This window comes from Pyxidicoccus sp. M6 (assembly GCF_055568925.1).
In genome coordinates this window covers 4313970-4337904 of sequence record NZ_CM145714.1, presented here as the reverse complement: position 1 = coordinate 4337904, position 23935 = coordinate 4313970, and the positions used below count along the sequence as shown (strand labels likewise).

20 protein-coding genes are annotated in these 23935 nt (G+C 69.4%); 5 read left to right on the top strand and 15 right to left on the bottom strand.

All coding sequences use genetic code 11. The annotated features are described in order from the left end of the window. Window positions 1-40: 40 nt before the first annotated feature. The 3 genes from ACVTJA_RS17250 to ACVTJA_RS17240 all read right to left on the bottom strand — a co-directional run bounded on the left by ACVTJA_RS17250 (window position 41) and on the right by ACVTJA_RS17240 (window position 3941). Window positions 41-1612, bottom strand: a complete 1572-nt coding sequence (locus ACVTJA_RS17250) for a hypothetical protein (RefSeq protein ID WP_465837472.1) — start codon at window positions 1610-1612, stop codon at window positions 41-43. A gap of 74 nt (window positions 1613-1686) precedes the next feature. Then, a complete protein-coding gene (locus ACVTJA_RS17245) occupies window positions 1687-3159 on the bottom strand; it encodes an MFS transporter (protein ID WP_465837471.1) in 1473 nt (490 codons plus the stop codon). Window positions 3160-3257: 98 nt separating this feature from the next. Next, a complete protein-coding gene (locus tag ACVTJA_RS17240) occupies window positions 3258-3941 on the bottom strand; it encodes an NUDIX hydrolase (protein ID WP_465837470.1) in 684 nt (227 codons plus the stop codon). 143 nt (window positions 3942-4084) lie between these two features. Between ACVTJA_RS17240 and ACVTJA_RS17235 the strand changes: the two genes are divergently transcribed. From ACVTJA_RS17235 to ACVTJA_RS17225, 3 genes are all read left to right on the top strand, one after another. Then, complete coding sequence (locus tag ACVTJA_RS17235) at window positions 4085-6595, top strand: bifunctional metallophosphatase/5'-nucleotidase (protein ID WP_465837469.1); 2511 nt, start codon at window positions 4085-4087, stop codon at window positions 6593-6595. Beyond that, window positions 6595-8580 (top strand): hypothetical protein, encoded by a 1986-nt coding sequence (locus ACVTJA_RS17230; protein ID WP_465837468.1) that lies wholly within the window; start codon window positions 6595-6597, stop codon window positions 8578-8580. The genes ACVTJA_RS17235 and ACVTJA_RS17230 overlap by 1 nt, the downstream gene beginning before the upstream one ends. A gap of 83 nt (window positions 8581-8663) precedes the next feature. Further along, window positions 8664-10199, top strand: coding sequence for a hypothetical protein (locus ACVTJA_RS17225; protein ID WP_465837467.1), 1536 nt, complete (start codon window positions 8664-8666; stop codon window positions 10197-10199). Window positions 10200-10298: 99 nt separating this feature from the next. Here the strand turns inward: ACVTJA_RS17225 and ACVTJA_RS17220 are convergent, their stop codons facing one another. The 6 genes from ACVTJA_RS17220 to ACVTJA_RS17195 all read right to left on the bottom strand — a co-directional run bounded on the left by ACVTJA_RS17220 (window position 10299) and on the right by ACVTJA_RS17195 (window position 16698). Then, complete coding sequence (locus ACVTJA_RS17220) at window positions 10299-12137, bottom strand: GspE/PulE family protein (RefSeq protein WP_465837466.1); 1839 nt, start codon at window positions 12135-12137, stop codon at window positions 10299-10301. Between the two features lie 158 nt (window positions 12138-12295). Beyond that, window positions 12296-13048 carry a uroporphyrinogen-III synthase gene (locus tag ACVTJA_RS17215; protein WP_465840419.1) on the bottom strand — a complete coding sequence of 251 codons (753 nt, stop codon included), beginning with the start codon at window positions 13046-13048 and terminating at the stop codon, window positions 12296-12298. Window positions 13049-13090: 42 nt separating this feature from the next. Further along, complete coding sequence (gene hemC / locus ACVTJA_RS17210) at window positions 13091-14032, bottom strand: hydroxymethylbilane synthase (RefSeq protein ID WP_465837465.1); 942 nt, start codon at window positions 14030-14032, stop codon at window positions 13091-13093. Further along, entirely contained in the window at window positions 14029-15357 is a 1329-nt protein-coding gene (hemA, locus tag ACVTJA_RS17205) for a glutamyl-tRNA reductase (protein WP_465837464.1), read from the bottom strand. The genes hemC and hemA overlap by 4 nt, the downstream gene beginning before the upstream one ends. 2 nt (window positions 15358-15359) lie before the next feature. Beyond that, the gene (locus tag ACVTJA_RS17200; protein WP_465837463.1) at window positions 15360-16181 is read right to left on the bottom strand and encodes a cytochrome C assembly family protein; all 822 of its coding nucleotides are present in this window, start codon (window positions 16179-16181) and stop codon (window positions 15360-15362) included. A 58-nt stretch (window positions 16182-16239) separates the two neighbouring features. Continuing rightward, window positions 16240-16698, bottom strand: coding sequence for a hypothetical protein (locus tag ACVTJA_RS17195; RefSeq protein WP_465837462.1), 459 nt, complete (start codon window positions 16696-16698; stop codon window positions 16240-16242). Window positions 16699-16802: 104 nt separating this feature from the next. Here ACVTJA_RS17195 and trxA point away from each other — a divergent pair, with 104 nt between their 5' ends. Continuing rightward, entirely contained in the window at window positions 16803-17132 is a 330-nt protein-coding gene (trxA, locus tag ACVTJA_RS17190; RefSeq protein ID WP_465837461.1) for a thioredoxin, read from the top strand. A gap of 73 nt (window positions 17133-17205) precedes the next feature. On the opposite strand, the gene ACVTJA_RS17185 is transcribed toward trxA, so the two are convergent. Further along, window positions 17206-17895: a polyphosphate kinase 2 family protein gene (locus tag ACVTJA_RS17185; RefSeq protein WP_465837460.1), complete on the bottom strand. Its 690-nt coding sequence runs from the start codon at window positions 17893-17895 to the stop codon at window positions 17206-17208. Between the two features lie 192 nt (window positions 17896-18087). Between ACVTJA_RS17185 and ACVTJA_RS17180 the strand changes: the two genes are divergently transcribed. Further along, on the top strand, window positions 18088-18432 hold the full coding sequence (locus ACVTJA_RS17180) for a hypothetical protein (protein WP_465837459.1): 345 nt from the start codon (window positions 18088-18090) through the stop codon (window positions 18430-18432). Between the two features lie 161 nt (window positions 18433-18593). Here ACVTJA_RS17180 and ACVTJA_RS17175 read toward each other — a convergent pair whose 3' ends face one another. From ACVTJA_RS17175 to mreC, 5 genes are all read right to left on the bottom strand, one after another. Beyond that, window positions 18594-19220, bottom strand: a complete 627-nt coding sequence (locus ACVTJA_RS17175; RefSeq protein ID WP_465837458.1) for a PilZ domain-containing protein — start codon at window positions 19218-19220, stop codon at window positions 18594-18596. A 115-nt stretch (window positions 19221-19335) separates the two neighbouring features. After that, the gene (gene rodA, locus ACVTJA_RS17170) at window positions 19336-20469 is read right to left on the bottom strand and encodes a rod shape-determining protein RodA (protein ID WP_465837457.1); all 1134 of its coding nucleotides are present in this window, start codon (window positions 20467-20469) and stop codon (window positions 19336-19338) included. Between the two features lie 7 nt (window positions 20470-20476). Next, complete coding sequence (gene mrdA, locus ACVTJA_RS17165; protein ID WP_465837456.1) at window positions 20477-22516, bottom strand: penicillin-binding protein 2; 2040 nt, start codon at window positions 22514-22516, stop codon at window positions 20477-20479. After that, window positions 22513-23013, bottom strand: coding sequence for a hypothetical protein (locus ACVTJA_RS17160; protein WP_465837455.1), 501 nt, complete (start codon window positions 23011-23013; stop codon window positions 22513-22515). The genes mrdA and ACVTJA_RS17160 overlap by 4 nt, the downstream gene beginning before the upstream one ends. Then, window positions 23010-23870, bottom strand: a complete 861-nt coding sequence (gene mreC, locus ACVTJA_RS17155; protein ID WP_465837454.1) for a rod shape-determining protein MreC — start codon at window positions 23868-23870, stop codon at window positions 23010-23012. Before mreC ends, ACVTJA_RS17160 begins: the two co-directional genes overlap by 4 nt. Between the last annotated feature and the right edge of the window lie 65 nt (window positions 23871-23935).

Here is a 23935-nt window from a genome sequence, read left to right as displayed (position 1 = left end):
TACCCGCGCCCGCGCATGGGCGCCGCCGAAACCGTGGCCGTCAGGCAGCCGACTGCCAGGGCACGGTGCCGGGGGGCGTCCCGGGAGACGAGGGCTCCGGGAAGCACTGCATGCGCTGGATGCCATTGCGGTCCAGCACCAGCCTGACGAACTGCGTCGTCTCCTGACGGCGGTCCGTCTCTTCTTCTTCCACCGTGAAGCGGAACACCACGTCCACCGGGTAGCGCTTGGCGCCGCGGATGTGCCCCACCGACAGGTCCGCTAGGTCCACGTATTCCAGCGCGAGCTCCGGCTCGTCCATGTCGCGCAGGAAGCGCCCCACGTTGAGGCGCATGATGTCCGTGACGCCGGACAGGCCGCGCTCGGTGCGCGGCATGAGGCGCGCGTCCAGCTCGATGTGCTTGCGGTAGCGGATGACCGTCTCCGTCAGCTCGCCCTGGGACGCGGTGAGGAAGTCGTCGCGGTGGCGCAGCGCGGACACGGACTCCGGCACCTTCAGCGTCGGGCCGTAGTCCACCCGCTCCTCACACGTGCCGATGGAGCGCTTCGTCACCGGGTCCACCAGGTCCATGGTCCGGTCCGCCAGGTGCGTGGCCGCCACGCGGCTGAGCATCTTCCGCATGCCCTCCTTGATGCGGTCCTTCACCATGTAGCCCACGACGAGGATGAGGAAGAAGTTGAGGCTCGCCTGCGCGAAGCGCGCCTGCGCCCAGAAGGCCACCGCTGTGGCGAACGTCATCGCCACGCCCGCCGCCAGCGCGAAGAGCATCTCCTCGAAGCCCTGCCGCTTCTGCTTCCGCTTCGACGACAGGAACAGCACGTTCATGCAGAACTTCTTCAGGAAGCCCAGCCGCTGGATGTACTCCTCGTTGTCCCCCGTGGGGCTCAACACGCTGCGCAGCCGGTGCTCCTTGCGGTAGGCCTCCTCGCGCAGCACCGCCTCCATCAACCCCTTGCGCAGCCCCATCCACGGCTCCGTCTTGGGCAGCGCCTTCATGTCCGCCACCGCGCGCCGGAAGCCGCCCTCCACGAGGAGGCTGACGTACTCGTCCACCAGCCGCAGCGCCGCGCGCGGGCGCTCCTGCAGGCGCAGCTCCCCCGCCGAGCGCAGCCACGCGCGGAAGCGCTCCAGCACCGCCGTGACGCCGGACTGCATGGCGACGACGTCCGCCTCCAGCACCGCGCACGCGTCCTGCGGCAGCGGCGTGCTCGAGCCCTCGCAGCGCGACTCCACGCCCACCGCGAAGCGGCGCAGCGCCCCGCGCAGCACGCAGGACAGCAGCTTCGCCTGGTAGACGATGTCGCTCTCGCTGCCCATCCCCGTGCGCAGCCACGCCTCCAGCTTCACCAGCGGTGAGGCGTCCGACGAGAGCAGCTCCTCCACCGCCATCACCGGCGTCTTGAAGCGCACGTAGTTGTGGATGTCCGCGTAGAAGTCCGCGCGCGGGTACGTCTCCGCGTCGATGTTCAGACTGCCGGGCAGGAAGAGGTACGCCTCCACGAGGTAGCGCGTCTCGTCCGTCCCGGAGGGCTGGTACTCGAGCTTGATTTCGAACTGCTTCCGGTCGTGGACCTCGAAGCGGCTCTGCAATGGTGCGGGTGCCTGGGACACACCCGCACTCTACGTTACCTGTCTGTCACGCGGGAGTGACCCGGCCGTAACGCGTCCTCGGGTCCACAGCCCCATCAGCCCCGGGTACCAGTCCGGGGGGTGGAGGCGGTTTCCGCCGGAGACGGAATGGGGGCGGCGGTGGGCAGCGAGGCCCCCTTCGGCTGGGGCTTGGCGTTCCACACCCGGGTGGCCAGGAGCAGGCCCACCACGGCGAAGGGCAGCATCGCCACCGGCCAGGGCTGCCAGTTGGCCGCCACCTTCGTCGCGTCCCCGGTGGGGAGGATGATGCCGTAGATGAAGGCGTGGAAGGCCGTGCCGGCGTAAACCGCGCCGTCGATGATGCCCACCACCACGCCCGCGTTCTTCTTGCCACCGAAGTCCATGGTGGCCGTGCCGGACAGCATGCCGTGCACGCCGATGACGCACAGGGACATCCACACCACGGACCAGCCCATGCCCGCGCTGCCCATCAGGAAACACGCGGCGGTGGAGCCCACCAGCAGGCCGGCGTAGAGCACCGCGGACACGGGGCCACGGCGCGAGTCGAAGATGCGGTCGCTGATGACGCCCGCGAACATGCCGCCGAGGATGCCGGCCACGCACGACAGCATGCCCCAGTTGGTGGCCACGAAGCCGCCGCCCTCGCCGATGGCCTTGGCGTACTTGGGGAACCACTGCAGCACGGCGTTGCGCAGGAAGCCGCTGCAGAACTCGATGGCGAGGATGACCAGGATGATGCGGTTGCTCAGCATCTTCTGGAACACCGCCACCACGCCCAGCGGCGCGCCGGTGTCCCCGCTGGACGCGTCCGCGGTGTCGAAGTCCTGGTGGCCCGCCTGGCTCGGGTTGTCGCGGATGATGAAGGAGTCCAGCACCACGAAGGCCAGCAGCACCACCGCCGGCACGAAGAACACCCAGTACACCGACGCCGCCTGGAGGATGAGGCGGCTCCAGTCGAAGGCGAAGTACAGGCCCAGCGAGATGAGGATGCCGAAGACGCCGCCCAGCTGGCCGCGCTCGCGCACGTGGAACCACGCCGCGTTCACCTTGACGATGGAGACCGCGCCGAAGCTCTGGAAGTACATGTTGACGGCGTAGAGGAAGGACAGCGTCGCCACGAGGCCGCCGGGCGGCGCCCAGCCCCTCTCCAGCACCGCGTACACGACGAGGCCCATGAGGATGTTGGCCACCGCCGAGCCGCCCGCCGACAGGAGGATGGTGACGCGGCCGCCCAGCTTGTCCGTCAGCGGGCCGTTGAGGAGGAAGGCCACGCCGTAGACGATGGTCCCCCACATGAAGATGGTGGCGAAGTCCGCGTTGGAGGTGCGGTCCCCCATGGCGCTGGTGGCCACGTTGACGTTGTAGCGCCCCATGTAGAGGAACGCGTACGTCAGGCCCAGCGGGAACCAGTTGTAGAAGCGGCGGCGCTGGAACGCCTTCGAGTGCCCCAGCTCCACCTTGGGAAGCCGGGCCAGCACGAGGGCGATGGCCCCCAGCAGGATGAGGATGGGCAGGAGCTGGGCCAGCCAGGGGGGCAGCGACGACATGCAGCGACCTCGGCAATGGGTGACGGGACGGGGCGCACCCTACCCCGCTTCCGAGGCCCCGCGAAACCGCAAGCCCGCCGCCCCACACTCTCCGTCCTTCACGCCGGGCGGGCGAGCAGCCGCGTCAGCGCCACCTCCGTCTTCGCATCCGGGATGTCCCCGCGCCGGCACGCCTCCAGCACCTCCTGGATGGGCCGCCAGTGCAGCTGCGTCCCCTCCTCCAAAGGCGAGCCGTCCCCCTCCGGCTCCTCCGGCGCCAGGCCCGTCACGTCCACCGCCGCGGGGAAGACCTTCTCGGACAGGATGCCCGGCGCGAGGAAGAAGGCGCCGCCCAGCAATTGGATGTCTCCGGGCGCCACCGCGAAGCCAGCCTCCTCGCGCACCTCCTCCGCCGCGCGCCGCTTCAGGCCCTCCTCGCCCTTGTCGTCCGGCTCCAACAGCCCCGCGACGATTTCCTCCACCCGCAGGTACCCCACCACCGGGTCCGGCACCGTCATGGCGTCCCGGTTGTCCTTCCGGAAGTACGCCGCGGGCCGCAGGTTCATCCGCGTCAGGACCTCCAACAATCCCGACGCGCCGCGTCGGTAGACCAGCACCGCGACGGCGTCCAACCGGGGCCGGTCCACCACGTCCACCCGGTACACCGGAGAGGCACTGCCGTCCGAGCGCCGGTTCCGGCAGCGCAGCCGCCGCACTCGCAGGAAGCCCTCGTCACAACGCGCGGTGGACGAGAAATCCTCGATGATCTCGATGTCAGTCACACTGGAATGCGGGGCCTTCATGCCTGGCTGCCCTCCTGGGGAGTAGGAATGCAATGGAAGGGAGAAGGGATGCCATGGCTGCGTTGCTTGCCCGACAGAGCCTGATCCCGTACGGTGCGCCGGCTTTACCGTTGTCCTCCCCCTGAAACACGGAATCTCTCCTGATGCGTCGCGTCCTGCTCGGCCTCTCCTGCGTCCTGGCTGCGGCTTCTTGTATGCCGGTGAAGGAAGGCCAGGATTACAACCTCGAGGGACAGGAGGTGCGCCTCACCATCCTCCATACCTCGGACATCCACTCGCGCCTCATCCCGTATGACTTCGCACCGCTGAAGACGGACCAGGACCTGGGGCTCATCCCGGAGGCCGGCCCCTTCGGTGGCGCGACGCGAATCGGGGCGCTGCTCAAGCGCGAGCGTGAGAAGGGTGACCGGGTCATCCACCTCGACTCGGGCGACTGCTTCCAGGGCGCGCCCATCTTCAACCTCAACACCGGCGAGGTGGAGTTCAAGTTCCTCTCGCAGAGCCGCCTGGACGCGGCGGTGGTGGGCAACCACGAGTTCGACGCGGGCGCGCTCAACTTCACCCAGCGCGCGCGGGACAACGCGACCTTCCCGCTGCTGGCCGCCAACTACCTCTGGAACGACTGGCGCGCGACGGGCAGCAACCAGACGGGGCTGGAGACCGCGCCGTACACCATCCGCAACATCAAGGGCGTGCGGGTGGGTGTCATCGGCATGGCCAACATCTCCTCGCTCAACTCCATCGTGGAAGGCGGCAACAGCCTGCAGGCCACCGCGCTGGAGCAGAACGAGGTGGTGCGCGCGTACGTGGAGCTGCTGCGCCCGGTGACGGACCTCATCGTCATCGTCAGCCACCTGGGCCTCACCGAGGACCAGGACGTCGTCCAGGGCTACGAGGCCTACTACGAGTGGGGCCGCGCGAAGTCCTTCGTGACGCGCGCGAAGAACCCGTGGCAGGTGCTGGAGTGGTTCGGCCCCCAGGGCGACGAGAAGTCGGTGGTGCGCGTGATGATTCCCGGCGTGTCCGGCGTGGACGTGATTCTGGGCGGCCACCTGCACGTGGTGCTCAACCCGCCGCAGCTGCTCACGGACCCGGCCGGCCGCAAGGTGGTGCTCGCGCACTCGGGCGCTTTCGCCAAGTACATCGGCCGGCTGGAGCTGGTGGTGAAGATGCCCGAGGCGCTCGGCGAGAACGAGGGCGCCGAGGTGCTCAGCCAGGACTACCGCGTGTTCCCGCTGGACGCGCTCTGGTGCAACGACGCCATGCGCCGCTACCGGTATGACTCGAGCATCTTCTGGGAGGAGGGCCAGTTCATCTCGAACCCGGACGTGCGCGCCGCCATCGAGGCCTGCAAGGACCAGGAGGACCGGGACACCACGCAGCTGCTCCAGCCCTACATCCTGGGCATGGACTTCAAGCTGCAGCTCACCAACATCTTCTCCTACGCCCCGCGCGACGTGCAGCGCCGCAACAACTCCACGGGTGGTGACTCGCCGCTGGGCAACATCGCCGCGGACTCCATGCGCAAGCGCCGCCGCGTCGAGGCGGAGATGGCGCTCACCAACTCGCTGGGCATCCGCGACAACCTCTATGCCGGCGTGGTGACGCAGGAGTCGATGTTCAACGTGTTCCCGTTCGAGAACACCATCAACATCATGTACCTCTCCGGCAAGGAGATGCAGGAGATGTTCAACTTCGTGGCCGAGCGCTCCGCCGAGCGCGGCTGCGTGAGCCAGGCGCAGATTTCCGGCGCGCGCTTCACCATGGACTGCGCCCAGGTGCAGATCAACGACCTGCGCGTCTCCTGCGACCTGGCGAAGAACGCCACGGACTGCCCCGCGGAGAACCGCACGGGCCACGCCGCCTGGCAGTGCATCGAGGACGAGGCGTCCGCCCCCGGCGAGGGCCGCTGCTACGCCAACCCGGGCACGGACATCCAGATCAACGGCAAGCCGCTGGACCCGAACGGCACGTACAAGATTGCCGTCAACGACTACATCGCCAAGGGCGGCTCGGGCTTCAACGTGCTCAAGCGCAACACCACGCGCATCGAGACGGGCATCTCCCTGCGCGACTCGCTCATCGGCTACATGCAGGGCTTCTGCACCTGCGAGGACATCCTCGCCGGCAACGCCACGTCCAAGTCGGGCGCCCGCTGCGGCAACCTCATCAACGGCCAGTGGACGGTGGATGACCAGGTGGTGGGCTTCTGCCGCGCGGCCCAGTCCTTCAAGGCGGAGCTCTCGTCGAAGGTCGGCAGCTGCACGTGCGTGGACCTCATGCGCCGGGGCTTCGACCCCACGGGCTGCAACGAGGCGGGCGTCACCACGGCCGCGGAGGCCCAGGCGGCCTGCGTCGCCGCGAAGCCGGTCGGCGAGCAGTGCAGCTGCAGGGACCTCAACCCGGACACGGGCACCTTCCCCGGGAACTGCAACGTGCCGGCCGAGCTCGATACGCCCGCCGAGGCGCGGGCCTACTGCGCGCCGTCCAACGGCCCCTACTCGGGCCGCTGCAGCTGCCGTGAAGTGCTCGCGGGCACCAATCCCATCTGCGGCAACATCACGCCGGAGCTGCGCAACTACTGTGAGAATCCCACGTCCATGGCCATCGCGGACGCGGTGGAAGACGGCCGTATCGGCCGGAGGGTGAAGTGATGAAGCGACTCATGCTGCTGTCGGCCCTTGCCCTGGCTGGCTGTTATACCGATGACGCCACGCAGCCGAAGGGTGTCGCCACCTTCGACGTGCAGGTGAAGGGCCTCTACGTCGCCAACAGCAACCCCCGCACGGCCGTGTCGGTGGTGAATGCGTGCGCGACGAAGTACGGCTCGCAGGCGCAGGTCCCCGCCGAGGTGCGCGGCACGGAGGAGTGCCGCTACGTCATCCCCCGCAGCGCGGTGGACATCGACGTGGACGTCACCGCCATCGACGTGAAGGGCCAGCCGTTGGAGACCTTCAACGGTCCGGTGTCCTTCCGCGTCGTCCCGGGCAACCTCACCGGTGCGTACACCTACCGCTGGACGAACCTCACCAACGGCAAGGGCAGCGGCACCGTGCGCGCCTCGCAGCTCTACGGTGAGCTGCACGTGTGGGTGGAGGACGAGCCGCCCGAGGTGGACTACGCCCAGGGCGACGTGGCTCCGGGTGATTTGCCGGAGGAGCCGGCGACGCGCACGTACGCCACGGGCCTGTCCAAGGAGCTCCTCTTCGAGGAGCCCACGCTGGCCACGGTGCAGGTCCCGCAGAACGGCGACCAGCTCACCGCGTACAGCGGCACGTACATGCGCATCGGCCGCAACCCCGAGTCCGGGAGCGTGCTGCGCCAGAACTGCGATGCCAACGACCCGAACAACAACGAGCCCGTGACGCTGCTGGTGACGGGCACGGACCCGGGTGGCTTCTTCGTGACGGACCTGACGGCGTGCCGCGTGAGGGAGGGCCTCCAGGGCGGCAACACCCAGACGGCGGAGCCGGACGGCTACTACCCGGGCCGCTTCAACTCGCTCTACATCTACAACTACTCCTTCCCCGAGGGCCTGGACCCGGGTGACCTCCTGTGGACGGTGGCCGGCTCGGTGCAGGAGTTCACCGCCACCACGCAGCTCACCTTCCCGTCGTGGAGCATTCGCGAGCGCGTGCGCCTGCTGCCACAGGCCGAGTGGAACAAGTACCTGAAGCTGGCCCCGCCGGTGGAAATCAACGGCCGGCGGTGCGGCTACAGCAGCACGCTCTACATCACCGACCCGCTGTGCGGTTACAGCTACGGCAACTACAAGATGGAGAGCCTGGAGTCCTCGCTGGTGACGATTCGCCGCGTGCGCTTCCCCGAGGTCTTCAAGAGCTGCGACGCCAACGGCAACGGCTCGGTGCCCTTCTTCTGCCCGAACCCGAGCGCCGGCACCTGGGGCGCCTGCGGCACGGACACTCCGGGAGACCCGGACGTGCCGGAGCGCCAGTGCAACATCGACTGCACGCTGGGCATCGGCGAGTTCGCCGGGAAGCTCTGCACCGAGAAGAACACCTATGAAGGGTTCGGCCAGTTCGTGGTGGAGATGAACCCGTCTGGCGCGGCCGAGGCGGGCCTGGACGCCTCGGTGACGGGCCGCGTGCAGACGCTCGTCGCGACGGCGGACGGCGACCCGGACACCGTGTCGTGGGGCCAGTCCCGGGCGCTCACGCCCGAGTACGAGGTGAATGTCTGGTGCGACAAGGCGGCCTTCCTGCGCTTCGGCGGCGACAGCCTGCCCAACACGGCGAACACGCCGCTGGCGGCGAACACGCGGCTTTCCTACAAGCTGACGGCGTCCCAGTCCGTCATGTGGTTCGTCCCGCAGGACGAGACGAAGGGCAATGTCACCTGCAAGGTGGGCGTGAACGCGCGCACCCGCATCAACCTGGTGACGAAGGACGCGGTGCCGGACCTCGTGGTGAACTGCCGCACGGACGACCCGGACTCGGACAAGGCCCTGCAGTGCAAGTACCTGCACGAGGCCACCTTCGACGTCGTGGGCCACCTGCGCCAGGTGAGCGCCGCGCGGCCCCGGTGGATTGTCCTTCCGAGAGACCAGGACGACATCTGCTGCCACCCGGGCCCGGGCAATCAGTGCCCGAAGCCCATCCAGCCGTGCGCCAATCCGTAGTCAGTTGACGAAGTTCGCGCTCCGGTGAGAGCCGGAGCGCGGGGAGGAGCGGTTCCCCCCGGGCCGCTTCGTGGAGAGGGACATTGAAAACGCTGCAGACGCTGGCCCTGACCGGGCTGCTATCCCTGAGTGCGCCCGCCTGGGCCGGTGATTTCGTGGACACGCGCCTGTCGTTCGTCTTCGCGGACGACAACGTGCTGGCGGGCTCGGGCGAGACGACGCCCAACAGCCCGAACGCACGCTTTGGCGCGGGCAACCAGAACACCCAGTTCTACGACAACTTCAACACCAAGTTCTCCGGCTTCGAGTCGCTGTCGAACGTGGTGCTCTACAAGCGCGCGCCCGCGTTCTTCGAGGGGCTCACCACGGAAGCGGCGCTGACGCTGCTGGTGCTGGAGCGGCCCGCGGGTGGCGTCGACATCCGCGACAACTCCAGCTACATCCGGCTCAACTACCAGCCGCCGGGCTGGGGCGAGAAGGAGGGCATCTCCCTCGTCGGCTTCCCGGTGTCCGCGGACCGCTTCCGCCTGGGCTATGCGTACCGCATCTCCTGGGGCGGCAGCGACGTGTTCACCACGCGCTCGGCGACCAACGGCGTGCCCGGCGCGAAGCTCCAGATTACGCGCGACAGGTGGTACGCGTACGTCGGCGGCAAGACGGCGCTGGTGCAGAACGAGCTCATCCTCGAGGAGGAGACGCTCTACGGCATCATGGCCGGCGCGGGCTTCGACATCCTGGACACGCTGCGCGTCGAGGCGGGCGGCGGCTACTTCCAGAAGGGCCTGGTGCCCGGCCTGGCGACGCTGGGCGTAGAGGCTCCGGTGAACGCCGCGGGCATCTCCGGCCAGGTCGTCTACCACGTGGGCGTGCCGGTGGGCACCAGCGTGGACTTCCGGCTCTACAAGAACGACCCGGACATCTACCAGCGCTTCTTCGCGCCGGAGCTGTACCCGGGAGGCCTCTCCTACTCCGTGTCGCTCGAGGGCAGCTACCTCTCGCAGACGCTGGAGAAGCCGGACGAGTTCGGCGCCACCCAGCCGCAGGGCGCCACCGCGGTGGCCCTGCAGGCGCGCGCCAAGTGGAACTTCCTGCGCGTCAGCCTCCTGGGCCTGTACCGCAGCCTCTCGTACATCCAGTTCAACGTGCCGGGCTTCCCCCCGTTCCAGGACTTCCCCGAGGGCACGAAGCTGAAGCCGGAGATGTTCCTGGCGCTGGGCGCGGACTACCACCTGCCGAAGCTGCACTTCACGCCGGGCTTCGTCGTCGGCGTGCAGCAGCCGGCGTCGTTCCGCAGCCCCACCCCGGTGCTGGGCGGCAACAACCCGCCCGAGGGCCTCATCGGCACGCGCACCGTGGTGGTGCGTGACGTGAACCAGCTCAGCGTGCTCCCCGAGGTGTGCGGCACGTCGAACAAGGTCTGCCAGGCGGAGCCCATCTACTCGGCGAAGGCCACCTTCCGGTGGGACCTGTCGGACTCCGTCGCCGCCGTGGGTGAGATCTACTACACGTACGACAACAACCGGACCACGTTCCGCGACGACATCACCGGCGTGGCGCAGCCCACGTTCGAGGAGCCGAGCGCGCTGGGCTTCAACACGCTGCTGCAGGCGCGCTTCTAGTCCCGCAGCCGTTCCTCCCCTGAAACACCGCGGCCCGACTCCCTTCGTGGGGAGCCGGGCCGTGTCGTTTTCAGGGCTCGGGAGCTCGAAGGCCCGCGCTCAGGCGGACGTCATCCGCACCACCTCGTCGAAGGCGGTGAGGCCCTGGGCCAGCTTGCGCACGGCGGCCTCGCGCAGGGTGCGCATGCCCGAGCGCCGCGCGGCCTCCACCAGCTTGTCGTAGGGCGCCTCGCGCGAGACGAGGTCCCGCAGCTCGCCTCCGCAGGTGACGATTTCGAAGACGCCGGTGCGGCCCACGAAGCCGGTGCCGCGGCAGCGCACGCAGCCGGCGCCCTTGAGGAGCCGCACGCCACCGGGCAACAGCGGCAGCGGCGCCTGGAGCGCGAGCAGCTCGTCCGGCGTGAGTGTCGTCTCCTCCGCGCAGTGGCTGCACACGCGGCGCAGGAGGCGCTGGGCCATGACGCCCAGGAGGCTCTGCGCGAGGAGGAAGGACGGCACGCCCAAATCCCGCATGCGCGCCACCGCACCCAGCGCGTCGTTGGTGTGCAGCGTGGAGAGCACGAGGTGGCCGGTGAGCGCGGCTTGAATGGCGTTCTCCGCCGTCTCCGGGTCTCGAATCTCGCCCACCATGATGACGTCCGGGTCCTGACGGAGGATGTGGCGAAGCGCCCCGGCGAAGTCGAGCCCGGCCTTGGGCTGCACCTGCACCTGGTTGAAGGCGTCCCACACCATTTCGATGGGGTCTTCAATCGTGGTGACGTTGACGTCCGGCCCGGCCAGCGCCTTGAGCGCGGAGTACAGCGTCGTCGTCTTGCCGCTGCCCGTGGGGCCGGTGACGAGGATGAGGCCGTGGGGCCTGTCAATCCACGACTCGAAGGAGGACTTCTCGTCCTGCTCGAAGCCGAGCTGGGCGATGTCCTGCACCAGCGTCTCCGGGTCGAAGATACGGATGACCACCTTCTCGCCGAAAGCCGTGGGCAGCGTGGAGACGCGGAGCTCCACCTCGCGGCCATCGCGCTCCGTCTTGATGCGGCCGTCCTGCGGCTTGCGCTTCTCGGAGATGTCGATGCGCGCCAGCATCTTCACGCGCGACACCATGGGCGCGTGCACCTGCGCGGGCAGCGTGTACACGGGGTGCAGCACGCCGTCGATGCGCAGCCGCACGAGGCTGGTGGAGCGCTTGGGCTCCAGGTGGATGTCCGAGGCGCGGTTGTCGAAGGCGTAGCGCAGCAGGTAGTCCACCGCCTGCACCACGGGCTTGTCGGAGGCCTCGAGCTCCTGCGTGCCGCTGAGCGACACGAGCTGCTCGAAGTTGGAGACCTGCGCGCCCACGGTGGCGCCGAAGTCGTCGGCGGCGCGCGCCAGCGTCTTGTTGAAGCCGTAGATGTGGGCGATGGACTTGAGGATGTCCGTCTTGGCGCACAGCACCGGGTCCACCGGCAGCCCGGTGAGGCGCTGCAGGTTCTCGAAGAGCTCGCGGTCGAACGGGTTGGCGACGGCCACCAGCAGCCGCCCGCCCTCGGTGCGCTCCAGCGGCAGCAGCACGTGCTTCTGCGCGTAGGGCCGGGACACGGTGCGCGTGGCCATGGCCATGTCCAGCTTCAGCGGGTCGATTTTGCGGTAGGCGACGCCCGCGGCCCGCGCGGCGGCCTCGGTGACGCGGTCCTCGTCCAGCACGCCGCGGCCGTTGGCCAGGGGCACCTGGAAGATGGCCACCACCTCCACCGGTGACACGTCGTAGCGCGCGGCCTCCTTGCCGGTGCCTCCCTGCGCCTTGAGGACGCGGGCGCGCGCGGCGGACTCGCGGGCCAACACCTCCTGCGCCTGCTGCGGCGATAGGAGTTGCTGGGCCACCAGCGCCTCCAGCACGAAGAGCGTGGTGAAGTCGTCCCGGCTCCTCGAGGGGATGTTGCTCGCGCTATTGAGTGCCTGTGCCAAGCCCGTCTCCTTCCCTTCCGGGGAGGAAGCGTAACAGGCGCCGCCGCTGGCGCGGAGTCTGTCGGACGTGCATCCGGGCCGGACTGGCAGCCCGCCGGGCAGGCCTCGGCGAAACGTTCCAAGACAGCGACGGGCCCGAGGCCCCGCACGCCGTGCGACTACGCCTGTGGCATGGACGCCTGGCCGCGAACCGCGCGCACCGCCGCGTCCACCAGCGCTTCAGGCGTGGGCCGCTCCGCGACGGCGGCCGCGGGCAATCCCAACCGCTCCAGCGCGGCCGCCGTGGTGGGGCCAATCGCCACCACCTTCGCCGTGCCCAGCTTCTCTCGCCCCACGTCCTCCAGGAACACCTCCGCGGTGCGCGGCGAGGCGAAGAGGGCCACGTCCGGAGGCGACTCCGCCAGCAGCGACAGGACCTCGGGCGGCAGCGCCGCGGGCGCGGACCGGTACGCCGTCACGCGCGTCACGAGCACGCCCGATTCCCGCAGCCCGTCCTCCAGCTCACGCCGGCCCTCCTCGGCGGCGGGCAGCAGCACCTCGTCACCTGGCTGGAGGCCGTCCTTGATGACGTGGAAGAGCGCCTCGCCAGTGCCCTCCTCCGGCTCCGCCGCCACGTCCAGGCCATAACCCTCCGCGGTGCGCGCGGTGCGGGGCCCCACGGCGGCCACCTTCACTCGGCGCAGCCGGTCCGCCGTGCCGGCCTCGCGCAGCGCCTCCATCAGCGCCTCCACCGCGGACGGGCTGGCGAACACCACCCACTTGTAGCGTTGGATGTGCTCCGCGGCGGACGCCAGCGGGCGCGGGTCCTCCGGCGGCCGCAGCTCCAGCAGGGGCACGCTGAGCACCTCCGCGCCCTCGTCCTCGAGGAGGAAGCACAGCTCCTCGGCCCGCTCACGCGGGCGCGTCACCAACACTCGGATGCCTTCCAGTCGCCGTTCCACGCGGGCGGCAGTCTAGGACTCCCGCGCCTCCGCGCGGCGAGCGAAATCACGCAGGATGTCCGCCGCCCCACGCGACAGCAGGTCATCCGCCAGGGACTCGCCCAGCTCCCTCGCGCGCTCCACCGGGCCGCGCACCTCGCCGCGCACCACGTGGGTGCCGTCCGGCCGGCCCACCAGCCCGCGCAGGTGCACGGTGTCGCCGGACACGGTGGCGTGGCCCGCCAGCGGCACGGTGCAGCCGCCCTCCAGCTTCGCCAGCAGCGCGCGCTCGGCCGTCACGGCGATGCGCGTGGTGGCGTCCTCCAGCGGCGCCAGCAACTCGCGCACGCGCGCGTCGGCCGTGCGGCATTGAATCGCCAGCACGCCCTGCCCCACCGCGGGCAGGCTCACCTCGGTGGACAGCACCTGGGTGACGACGCCCTCCAACCCCAGCCGCTTCAGGCCCGCGTACGCGAGCACCGCGCCGGCAAGCCCCAGCTCCTTCGTCTTCGCCAACCGCGTCTGCACGTTGCCGCGCAGGCTGACGATGTCCAAATCAGGCCGCCCCGAGCGCAGGATGCAGCTGCGCCGCAGCGACGACGTGCCCACGCGCGCGCCCTTCGGCAGCGTGTCCAGCGTCTGCCCGGCGAGGCCGCAGAAGGCGTCGCGCGGGTCCTCGCGCACCGGCACCGCCGCGAGCATCAACCCCTCCGGCAGCACGGACGTCATGTCCTTCAAGCTGTGCACGGCCAGGTCCGCGCGGCCGTCGAGCAGCGCCTGCTCGATTTCCTTCACGAACAGCCCCTTGCCGCCGACGGCGGACAGGGGCGCGCCCAGGAAGCGGTCACCCTCGGTGGTCATCTCCACCAGGGACACCTCCAACCCCGGGTGGCGCGCCGCCAGCAGCGCGCCCACGTGGCGGGCCTGCCAGAGCGCGAGCGGGCTCTGGCGGGTGGCAATCCTCACAACCTTCATCGATTGGCTCCCGTAGCGGCGGCCTGGGCGGCGGGGAGCTCGGCGGGAGCGGCCGGTGCGGCGGGCTCCTCCAGCTCCAGCAACCCGAACAACTCCGCGGCGGCGCCGGCCAGCCGGTTGCCCTCGCCCTCCGGGCCCACGGCGCGCAGGCGCGAGGTGGGCTCATGCAACAGCTTGTTGACGATGGCGCGGCCCATGGCCTCGATGCTCTTGCGCTGCTTCTCGTTGAGGCCGTCGCCCAGCGCACCCAGCGTGCGCTCCACTTCGGCGCGGGCAATGGCCTCCGCGCGCTGGCGCAGGCGGGCCAGCACCGGCGTGCCCTCGCGCAGCGCGCGCTCCTTGACGAAGCGGGCCACCTCCTGCGCCACCAGCACCCCGGCCTTCTGCGCCTCCTCGGCGCGCGCCGCGGCGTTGTCCGCGACGAACTTCTGGATGTCGTCCACGTCGTACGCGTGCACCCAGTCCAGCTGGCCCACGCCCGGGTCGATGTCGCGCGGTACCGCGAGGTCCACCATGAACAGCGGCCGTCCCTTGCGCGCTTTCGCCACCGAGCCGACGTTCTCCTTCGTGAAGAGCGGCACCGGCGACGCCGTGCTGCACACCACCACGTCCGCCGCCGTCAGCAGCGCGAACAGCTCCTCGAAGGGCCGCGCCGTGCCGCCCACCTCCGTGGCCAGTCCTTCCGCGCGGGCCAGGGTGCGGTTGGTGATGAAGAGCTTCGTGGCGCCCGCCTGCTTCAGGTGGCGCGCGGCCAATTCGCCCATCTCGCCCGCGCCCACCACCAGCACCGTCTTGCCGCGAAGCCCGTCGAACACCTTGCTCGCCAGTTGCACCGCCGCCGCCGCCATGGACGTGGACGCGCGGCCGATGGCCGTCTCCGTGCGCACGCGCTTGGCGCAACTGAAGGCCGCCGCGCACGCGCGCGTCAGCTCGCCGCGCACCGCGCCCGCGCCCTGGCCCCGCTCGAAGGCGTCCTTCACCTGACCGAGAATCTGCGCCTCGCCCAGCACCATGGAGTCCAGGCTGCCGGCGACGCGGAACAGGTGCACCAGCGCGTTCTCCCCGCGGTGCTCGTAGAGGTGCTCCAGCGCCTCGGGCCCGCCCAGCGACTGCATCTCCTCCACCACGCGCTGCTTCGCCTGCGCGGCGTCCGGGGCCGCGAGGTACACCTCCACGCGGTTGCAGGTGGACACCCAGAGCGCCTCCACCGGCGCCTGCGCCAACCGCTGGAGCACCTCCACCTGCCGGGACTCGGGCAGGGCCAGCCGCTCACGGACCATCAGGGGCGCCGTGCGGTGGGACAGGCCGATGCAGATGAGCTCCATACTCAGGGCACCCTCATGGCCGCGGCCGTGGGCGCCGCCAGGTCATACGAAGACAGGAAGGACACCAGCACGAGGCAGAAGCCCGCCATGGTGAGCAGCGCCACCCGCCGCCCTCGCCATCCCGCGAAGATGCGCGCGTTCACCAGCGCCGCGAAGACGCCCCACGCCACCACCGTCGCAATCGACTTGCCGTCCCAATGCCAGCCCAAATCCGGCGTGGAGGTGACGAAGAAGGCGCCCGTCGCCAGCGTCACCGACAACGCGATGAAACCCCAGACGACGAGGCGCCGGTTGAGGGTGTCCAGGAACTCCAGCGAGGGCAGCCGCGAGAAGAGCAGCCCGAAGCGCTTGTTCTTCACCTGCCGCTCCATCAGCAGGTACATCACGCCCACCCCCGCGGCCACCGCGAACGCCGCCAGCCCCAGCAGGGCCAGCGTGATGTGCAGCGGCAAGAGCGGCTGGCGCACGCCCGGGGGCAGCGGAGCCTGGCCCCCCTGGAGGAGCAGGCCCGGAATCAGCACCGTCACCGCGAGCGGCGTGAGGAACGCGCCGATGACGGGCCGGCGGTAGCGCACGTCCAGCGCCAGGAAGATGGCGAGCAGCAGGAAGGCGAGCGCGGAGAAGCCCTGGGCCAGGCCCACCGGGCGGCCGGACTGCGCGTCGAGCAGTTCGAAGAGGGCCACGCCGTGCAGCGCCAGCCCGCCGCCCACCAGCACGCGGCCGACGGTGGCCAGCTCCTCTCTCTGGCGCACCAGGTAGGCGAGATAGACCACGGCGGCGATGCCATAGGCGTGGCAGGCGAGCGAGACGAGCGTATGGCTCATGGGCACTGGCTCTTAACCACCGAAGACGGGCAATTCAGTCCGCCTTGCGAGACGGGCATCAGCCCATCTTGTTGAGGATGAAGGCGGCCAGCAGGTCCGCCTCGGAGTCCGGCTTCTTCGCCCCTCCTTCCGGACGGGGCGCCGAGGCCACCTCCGTGACATACCCCGGGACGACCTCATAGGCGTTGTCCCCCACCAGCACCGAGTCGGCCATCTGCTCGGCCCCCATGCGGGCGAGCTGCTCCTCGGTCTTCACCCGGGCCACCAGCCCCTGGGTGTCCTCGCCCGACACGAGCTGCACGAAGTGCACCGCCGGGGTGAGGGGGAAGCTCACACCTCCCTCCGCCATCACCACCAGCTTGCCCTCACGCAGGTCCGCTTTGTCCGCCAGTGCCCACTCCTCGAGCTGGGCCTGGGGCAGGAAGAGCTTCGTCACGCCCCCAAGCTTACACCACCCACCCCTCGCGAGGGGGCCACTTCGGGGGAATGGGTTGAAACGCCTACGTGTCAGCCGCATCTGTCCGGCCAGATGGGCTGATGCCCGGCCCGTTCTTGCAGGGCCAACGGACGCGTACTAGACGACGCGCCGGAATGGCCGGTTGAGGGCCCGAAGGAGACATCATGGCAGGCGACAATGTGACGAACGTCGGGGACGGTGACTTCACGAAGCAGGTGCTGGAATCCCAGCAGCCCGTGCTGGTGGACTTCTGGGCCACCTGGTGCGCGCCGTGCCGGGCCATCGCCCCGGCCATCGACTCCCTGGCCACGCAGTACCAGGGCCAGGTGAAGTTCACCAAGCTCAACATCGACGAGAACCAGGACACGCCGCAGCAGTACGGCATCCGCTCCATCCCCACGCTGCTCATCTTCAAGGGCGGCCAGGTCGTGGAGCAGATTGTCGGCGCGGTGCCCAAGGCCCGCATCGAGGCCGCGCTCCAGAAGGCGCTGTAGTCCGCAGGCTCGGCTTTCCGGGGCCCGTGCGCGCGGGAGGGCCGCTTGCCCGCCCGCGTGCCGCCCCACCCCTTCACGCTTCCAGCAATTCCACGCAGCGGCGCAGCACCTCCAGCCGCGCGTGACGCTTGTCGTTGCCGGGCACCACGTGCCAGGGCGCGTCGGGCCGGTGGGTGTGGTCCAGCATGTCCTGGATGGCGCCCTCGTACTTCCCCCACTTCGAGCGGTTGCGCCAGTCCTCCGGCCCGAGCTTGTAGCGCCGGGTGGGGTCCTTCTCCCGCGAGCGGAAGCGCTGCAACTGCGTCTTCTTGTCGATGTGGATGAAGAACTTCGCCATGCGCACGCCGTCCTCGGTGAGCGTGCGCTCGAAGGCATTGATTTCCGCGTAGGCCCTGCGCCACTCGGCCGGCCGGGCGAAGCCCTCCACCCGCTCCACCAGCACCCGGCCGTACCAGCTCCGGTCGAACACACAGACTTCGCCCGAGCCCGGCGTCTTCGACCAGAAGCGCCAGAGGTAGTGGTGCCGCTTCTCTTCCTCGGACGGCGCGCTGATGGGCCAGACCTTGTAGCCGCGCGGGTCCATGAGGGTCGTCAACCGCCGGATGACGCCGCCCTTCCCTGACGCGTCCCAGCCCTCGAAGACGAGCACCGCCCGCCGCTTCGCCAGGTACGTCTGAATCTGGAGCTGGAACGCGCGCTCCTGGAGCACCTCCAGCTCTTTCTCATACGCCTCGTCGCTCTCCACCGAGACCGTCAGGTCCACGTCACGAAGAGACAACGTGCCCGGAGGACTTACGGGAAACACGTATCCATGTTCACTCTTGTCATCAAATTTCTGAATTCGTTTACGAGTCACGACAGACCCTCCAAGGTTGTATTGACAGCGATGACTTCAACCGCCAAATAGGCACATAGCAGTGTCTGTCTTCACCAACTGTTTTCACTTGGAGTATTCATGGCACGTCCACGCAAAGAATTGTCCAACGTCCCGCTGACGCCAGCCATGGTGAACTGGGCGGAGGCGCTGGGAGACGCCATCGGCCGGGGAATGCTGCGTGCGCTGAACACGGGCATGCCGTCACTGGGTGGCAATGGCAACGGCAGCGGGTCCTACAACACAGTGACGGCGGGCCGCCGCCGCGGCAGGCCGCCCAAGGTGCTGGCGGGCGGCAACGTGGTGCCCACGGACCGCCGCTGTACCGTGGATGGCTGCAACCGGGAGCAGCGCTCGAAGGGGCTGTGCTCGGCGCACTACCAGGCGGAGCGCCGCCGGCAGCTCTCGGGTGGCAAGCCCGCCTGAGCGAGTCATCCCGACGCTCGCGGTGACGCCCACGGCCCTGGGCGAGCCGCAGGTGTCGCGCTCCCGGCGCACCCCACACCCCTCGCGGCGCCAGGGAATGAAGACGGCAGAGCTTTTATCAATGGTTGATATTCGTGAGTCCGGGCCGGCGGACTCGGCCCCTACCCGCCCTGCCAGGGATCCACGGCGGAGGTGGTGGCCTTGAGCAGCTCCCAGGCGGCCAGCACGTCCACCACGCGCTCCAGCTCGTTGGGCAGGGAACGCGCGCGCTGGGACTTGAGGTAGTCCTCCGCGAAGGCGCGCAGCCGCATGCCCACGAAGAGGCGCGCCAGCGCCACCTCCGTCTGCCCGCTGAAGTCGAGGAAGCGGATGCCGAAGCCGCTGCGGCCGCCGGGCCCGCTGCTGCGCTCCTCCCGGACGATTTCCGCGCGCGCCAGCACCGGCGCGGCTCCCGGCTCCAGCGAGAAGCGCACCGCCAGCACCGTGCCCAGCGGCAGGTAGAAGGTGCTCTCCAGGAAGGCCCCGCTGACGCTGACGTTGACGGACAGGAAGCTCGCGGAGAAGCGCCGCCCGCCCTCACCGTCCACCCACGCCTCGAAGCGCGTGGCCAGCTGCGCGCGGGGGAACTGCCGGTGCTCGGCCTCTCCCTGGTTCATCTCGATGAGGGGCGCCACCGTCCGGCGCGCGTCAAGGGCCCCGGCCCCGGCGGCGGGGCGGACGTCCTTCGCCGCCATTTCCGCCACCGCGGCCACCGTCACACTGCCCTTCTGGGCAACCTTCCTCTGCATGCTCGACCTCCACCTGCCCCGGAAGCTACCGCCTTCCTACCTGCAATGGTGGGGTGATTCCAACACCACCCTTCCATTCCAGGCAGGACGCACGCCGGGCGCGGCGGAGGGCGGCTCAGAACATGTGACGGCGCATGCTGATGTTCACCAGCAGGCCGATGCTGAGCATGACGGAAAGCATGGAAGAGCCGCCATAGCTCATCAGCGGGAGGGTGATGCCCGTCACCGGGAGCAGGCCAATCACCATGCCGATGTTCTCGAACACCTGCCAGAACAGCATGGCCACCACGCCCACCGCGACGAAGGCGCCAAACCTGTCGCGTGCGTTGAAGCCCACGCCCAGCCCGAAGATGAAGATGGCGCCATAGAGCACCAACAGCATCACGCACAGCACGAAGCCGTGCTCCTCGGCCCACACGGAGAAGATGAAGTCCGTGTGCTGCTCTGGGAGGAAGCGCAGGCCCGTCTGGGTGCCCTCGCGCCAGCCCTTGCCGGAGACGCCGCCCGAGCCCACCGCGATTTTCGACTGCGCCGCGTGGTAGCCGCTGCCGCGCAGGTCCGCCTCCGGGTCCAACCACCCGGAGATGCGCTGGCTCTGGTGCTTCTTCAGGTAGTGCCGGACGATGGTGGGCCGAGGCTCCGGCACCTCGCGGATGTAGTCATTCCAGATGACGATGGCGCCCGCGAGGAGGCCCGCCACCAGCGTGGCCACCAGGTACCAGCGCACCTTGCCGAACAGGATGACGGTGAGGGACGACAGGCCAATCATCAGCGCGGTGCCCAAATCCGGCTGCACCAGCACCAGCAGGAAGGGCACGCCGACGACGAGGAGCGGCTTCCACAGCCGCACCAGTCCATAGGACGGCTCATTGGGCCGGAAGTCGTCGTGGTAGACCTTGGCCAGCATCAGCACCACGCCAATCTTCATGAACTCCGCCGGCTGCAGGCGGAACGGGCCGATGACGAACCAGCTCTCGGCGCCCTTCGCGGTGTGGCCGATGACACGCAGCGCGAGCAGCGCCAGGATGTTGGCGACGTAGATGGGCAGCGCCATGCGCTGAATCCACCGGTAGTCCACCAGGCACACCACCAGCACCGCCACGACGCCCAGCCCCAGGTACAGCGTCTGGCTGTACCACACGGGCGTGAGCGGAGGCGCCGGACGCGCGGCCGAGGCCAGATTCCAGATGCCCAGCGTGCACACCGCCAGCACGCAGACGATGAGGCCCCACGGAATGTGGGGCACCATGCGACGCTCAATCCGGAGTTGCACTCGTCACGTCCTCGTCATCGTCACCCGGCAGATTGGCCGGAGGCACCACGCCCCGCGTCAGCGCCGCCTCGTCGGGACTCGGCGCGCGTGAGAGGGACGGCGTGTAGGGCTGGTTGGGACGCGGCGGCGGGGCCGTGGCGTCCAGCTTCTTCAACTCGAAGTACTTCTGGATGACGGCCATGGCGGTGGGGGCCGCGTCCGCGCCGCCGTGGCCGCCGTGCTCGTTGAGCACGACGATGGCCAGCTCCGGCTTGTCCGCCGGGGCGAAGCCGGCGAACCAGGCGTGGTCGCGCTCGAAGAAGCTCATCTGCTGCGTCTTCAGGCGCACCGTGCCCAGCCGCGCCACCTGCGCGGTGCCCGTCTTCGCCGCCACCTGCATGCCCTTGTCCGCCAGCCCCGCCATGCGCGCGCGGTACGCCGTGCCGCCCGGCTCCTGCGCCACCTTCACCAGCCCCTCGATGACGGCCTGACGGTGCGCGGGAGGGATGTCCACCTTGCGCACGATTTCGGGCTTGAACTCCTCCACCACCTGGCCGTCCAGGTTCTCCAGGCGCTGCACGAGCTGCGGCTTGAAGAGCATGCCGCCATTCGCAATCGCCGCGTACACCAGCGCGAGCTGCAGCGGCGTCACGTTGTCATCGCCCTGGCCGATGGCGCTGTTGAGCGCCATGCCCTTGGTGTAGCCGCCGGGCGAGGCCTTATCGTGGTACGCGCTGGTGGGCATGATGCCCGGGACTTCAGCCACCACGTCGATGCCGGTGGGCGAGCCCAGGCCCAGCGCCTTGCCCATCTCACCAATGGGGTCCAGGCCGATGGTGTCCGCCACCTTGTAGAACCAGGTGTCGCAGGACGTCTTCATCGCGTTGTAGCCGTCCATCTGCCCGTGGCCGCTGTCCTTGTGGCAGCGCCACACGCGCGCGCCCAGCCGGTAGCCACCGGGGCAGAACACGGACGACTCGGGCCGGAAGGCGCCGGACTTGTACGCGGCGAGCTGGGTCACCACCTTGAAGGTGGAGCCCGGGCTGTAGTGCTCCGCCGCCACGCGGTTCACCATGGGCTCCAGCGGGTCCCTGGAGAGCATGGCCATCTGCGCCGGCGTCACGCGGCCGGTGAGCAGGTTGGGGTCGAAGCCCGGCCGCGACACCAGCGCCTTGACGAAGCCGGTATTGACGTCGATGGCCACCACCGCGCCCGCCACGCCCGGGAAGGCGCGCTCCGCCTCCTCCTGCAGCCGCATGTCGATGGACAGCACCAGGTTGCTGCCCGCGACGGGCGGAATCACCGCGTTGTCGCCCAGCTTGACGTTGAGCTCGTCAATCGTCTTGCCGCGCGCATCCACCACTTCCTTGCGCACGCCGTCCGTGCCGCGCAGCCGCTGCTCGAAGTAGCGCTCCAGGCCGCGCCGGCCGATGTAGTCGCCCAGGGCGTACTTCGCGCCGTCGGCGCTGAGCCGCTCCAGTTCCTCCTGGGTGATTTCGTTCATGTAGCCCAGCACGTGCGACAGCACCGTGTTGGTCCGGTAGAAGCGGTGCGGAACGGGCGCCACCTCGACACCGTCGAGGATGTCGCGGCGGGCGGCGATGCGGTCGAACTCGTCACGCGTGAGGTCCACGCGCACCGGCACCGGCTGGAAGGGCGCGTTGCGCCGGCCCATGCGGACCTGGTCCTCCACCTTCTTGCGCTGGTCCGCGTCCCACTGGAGCAGCTCCGCCAGGCGCGGAATCACCTGATTGGAGCAGTCCGTGCAGAAGGCCGGGGTGATGACAGCGTCGAAGGACGGACGGCTGTCCACGAGGATGGTGCCGCGCGCGTCCTTGATGACGCCGCGGTCGGCGCGCAGCCGCACCTCCTTCACGAAGTTGGCCACGCTCTTGGCGGAGTACTCCTCGCCACGCGTGATTTGCAGCCGGTAGAGCTGGATGGACAAGAGGCCGAGCCCCACCGTCATGGCGAGGCCCAGCCACAGGAAGCGCCGCTTCAGCTCGCGGCCCGGCGTCGTGTTGCCCAGCGTCGGAGGCGTCACCGCAGCAACCCCACTTGACGGTCCTGACCCGCCTCGAAGCGGCGCAGCAGGGGGAAGAGCGCCAGCGCCGCCGCTCCCGTCAGCAACACCTGGAGCGGCAGGCCGGACAGGAGCGAGGACGTGCTGCCATCCTTCACCGTCAGCCACGTGAAGAAGGCGGACAGGAGCGAGTGCCCCACGTCCGCGCCCATGGCGAAGAGGGCGAAGGACATGGCGCCGCGCACGTCGACAAAGGTGGAGACCAGCCGGCCCACCAGGAAGGTGAACACGGCGAGGAACGTGAAGAGCCCCGTGGGCTGGCCGCTCATCAGGTCCAGCAGGTAGCCCACCGCGAAGGCGGAGAAGGCCCCTTCCAGCAGCGTGGCGCGCAGGGCCAGGAACGCCACCAGCACCACGGTGACGTCGATGCGGCCGAGCACCAGGCCCGCCTGCTTCACCACCACGGATTCCAACGTGAGCAACGCCAACGCGAGGCCCACCGTCACCAGGAACTTCATTTCTGCGCGCCCTCCGCGGTGCTGCCCGGCGCCATGGCGCTGTAGGGACTGCCCACCACCAACACCTCTTCCAGCTTGCTCGTGTCCACCGCCGGGATGATGTCCGCCCCCTGGAACATGCCGTGCTCCTTCTTCTCCAGGTTCGTCACCCGGCCCACCACCACGCCGGGCGGATACACGCCGTCGGTGCCGGCGGTGATGATGAGGTCACCGTCCTCGACATCCTCGGTGCGCAGCATGTTCTCCAGCTTGAGGGGCCCCGAGCCCGTGCCCGCCGCCGTGCCGCGCGCCCGCGAGCGCTGCACGCGCACCGCCACCCGGCTCTGCGGGTCCGTCACCAGCGCCACGTCCGCGTAGCCGCCCGTGGCGCGGATGACCTGGCCCACGATTCCGTCCGGCGTCACCACGGACATGCCGCGGAACACGCCGTCCTTCTCACCACTGCTGATCCGCACCGACAGGAGCTTGGCCACCGGATTGACCCCCACCACCCGCGCCGGAATCTCCGCGCCCGCTTCCGCCTCCGCGTACCCCAGAAGCTTCCGCAGCCGCTCGTTCTCCGCGCGGGACTCCCCGAGCGATTGCACGGCCGCCCGGAGCTGCAGGTTCTCCAACCGCAGCGCGTCATTCTCCTGCCGCACCCCGCGCAGGTCCAGATAGCCGCGCACCGCCGCCACCGTACCCTCGATGGTGGTGGTGAGCGCCTGCTGGACGGGCGACGTCACGGCGATGACGGCCCGGTCGATGGGATTGGGGTCCCTGCCCTTCCGCCCGCTCAACAGGAAAGCGAGGAGCGGGTAGAGCAGCAGGACGCCCACGGTGAGGGGGCGGCGGTACCGCTTGAGGAGCGACAACAAGGGAAGGTGGTCCCCGAGGTGGGAGGGTGGAGCAGGTGGGGTGGGAGTGGGCTAAGCTCTCTAAA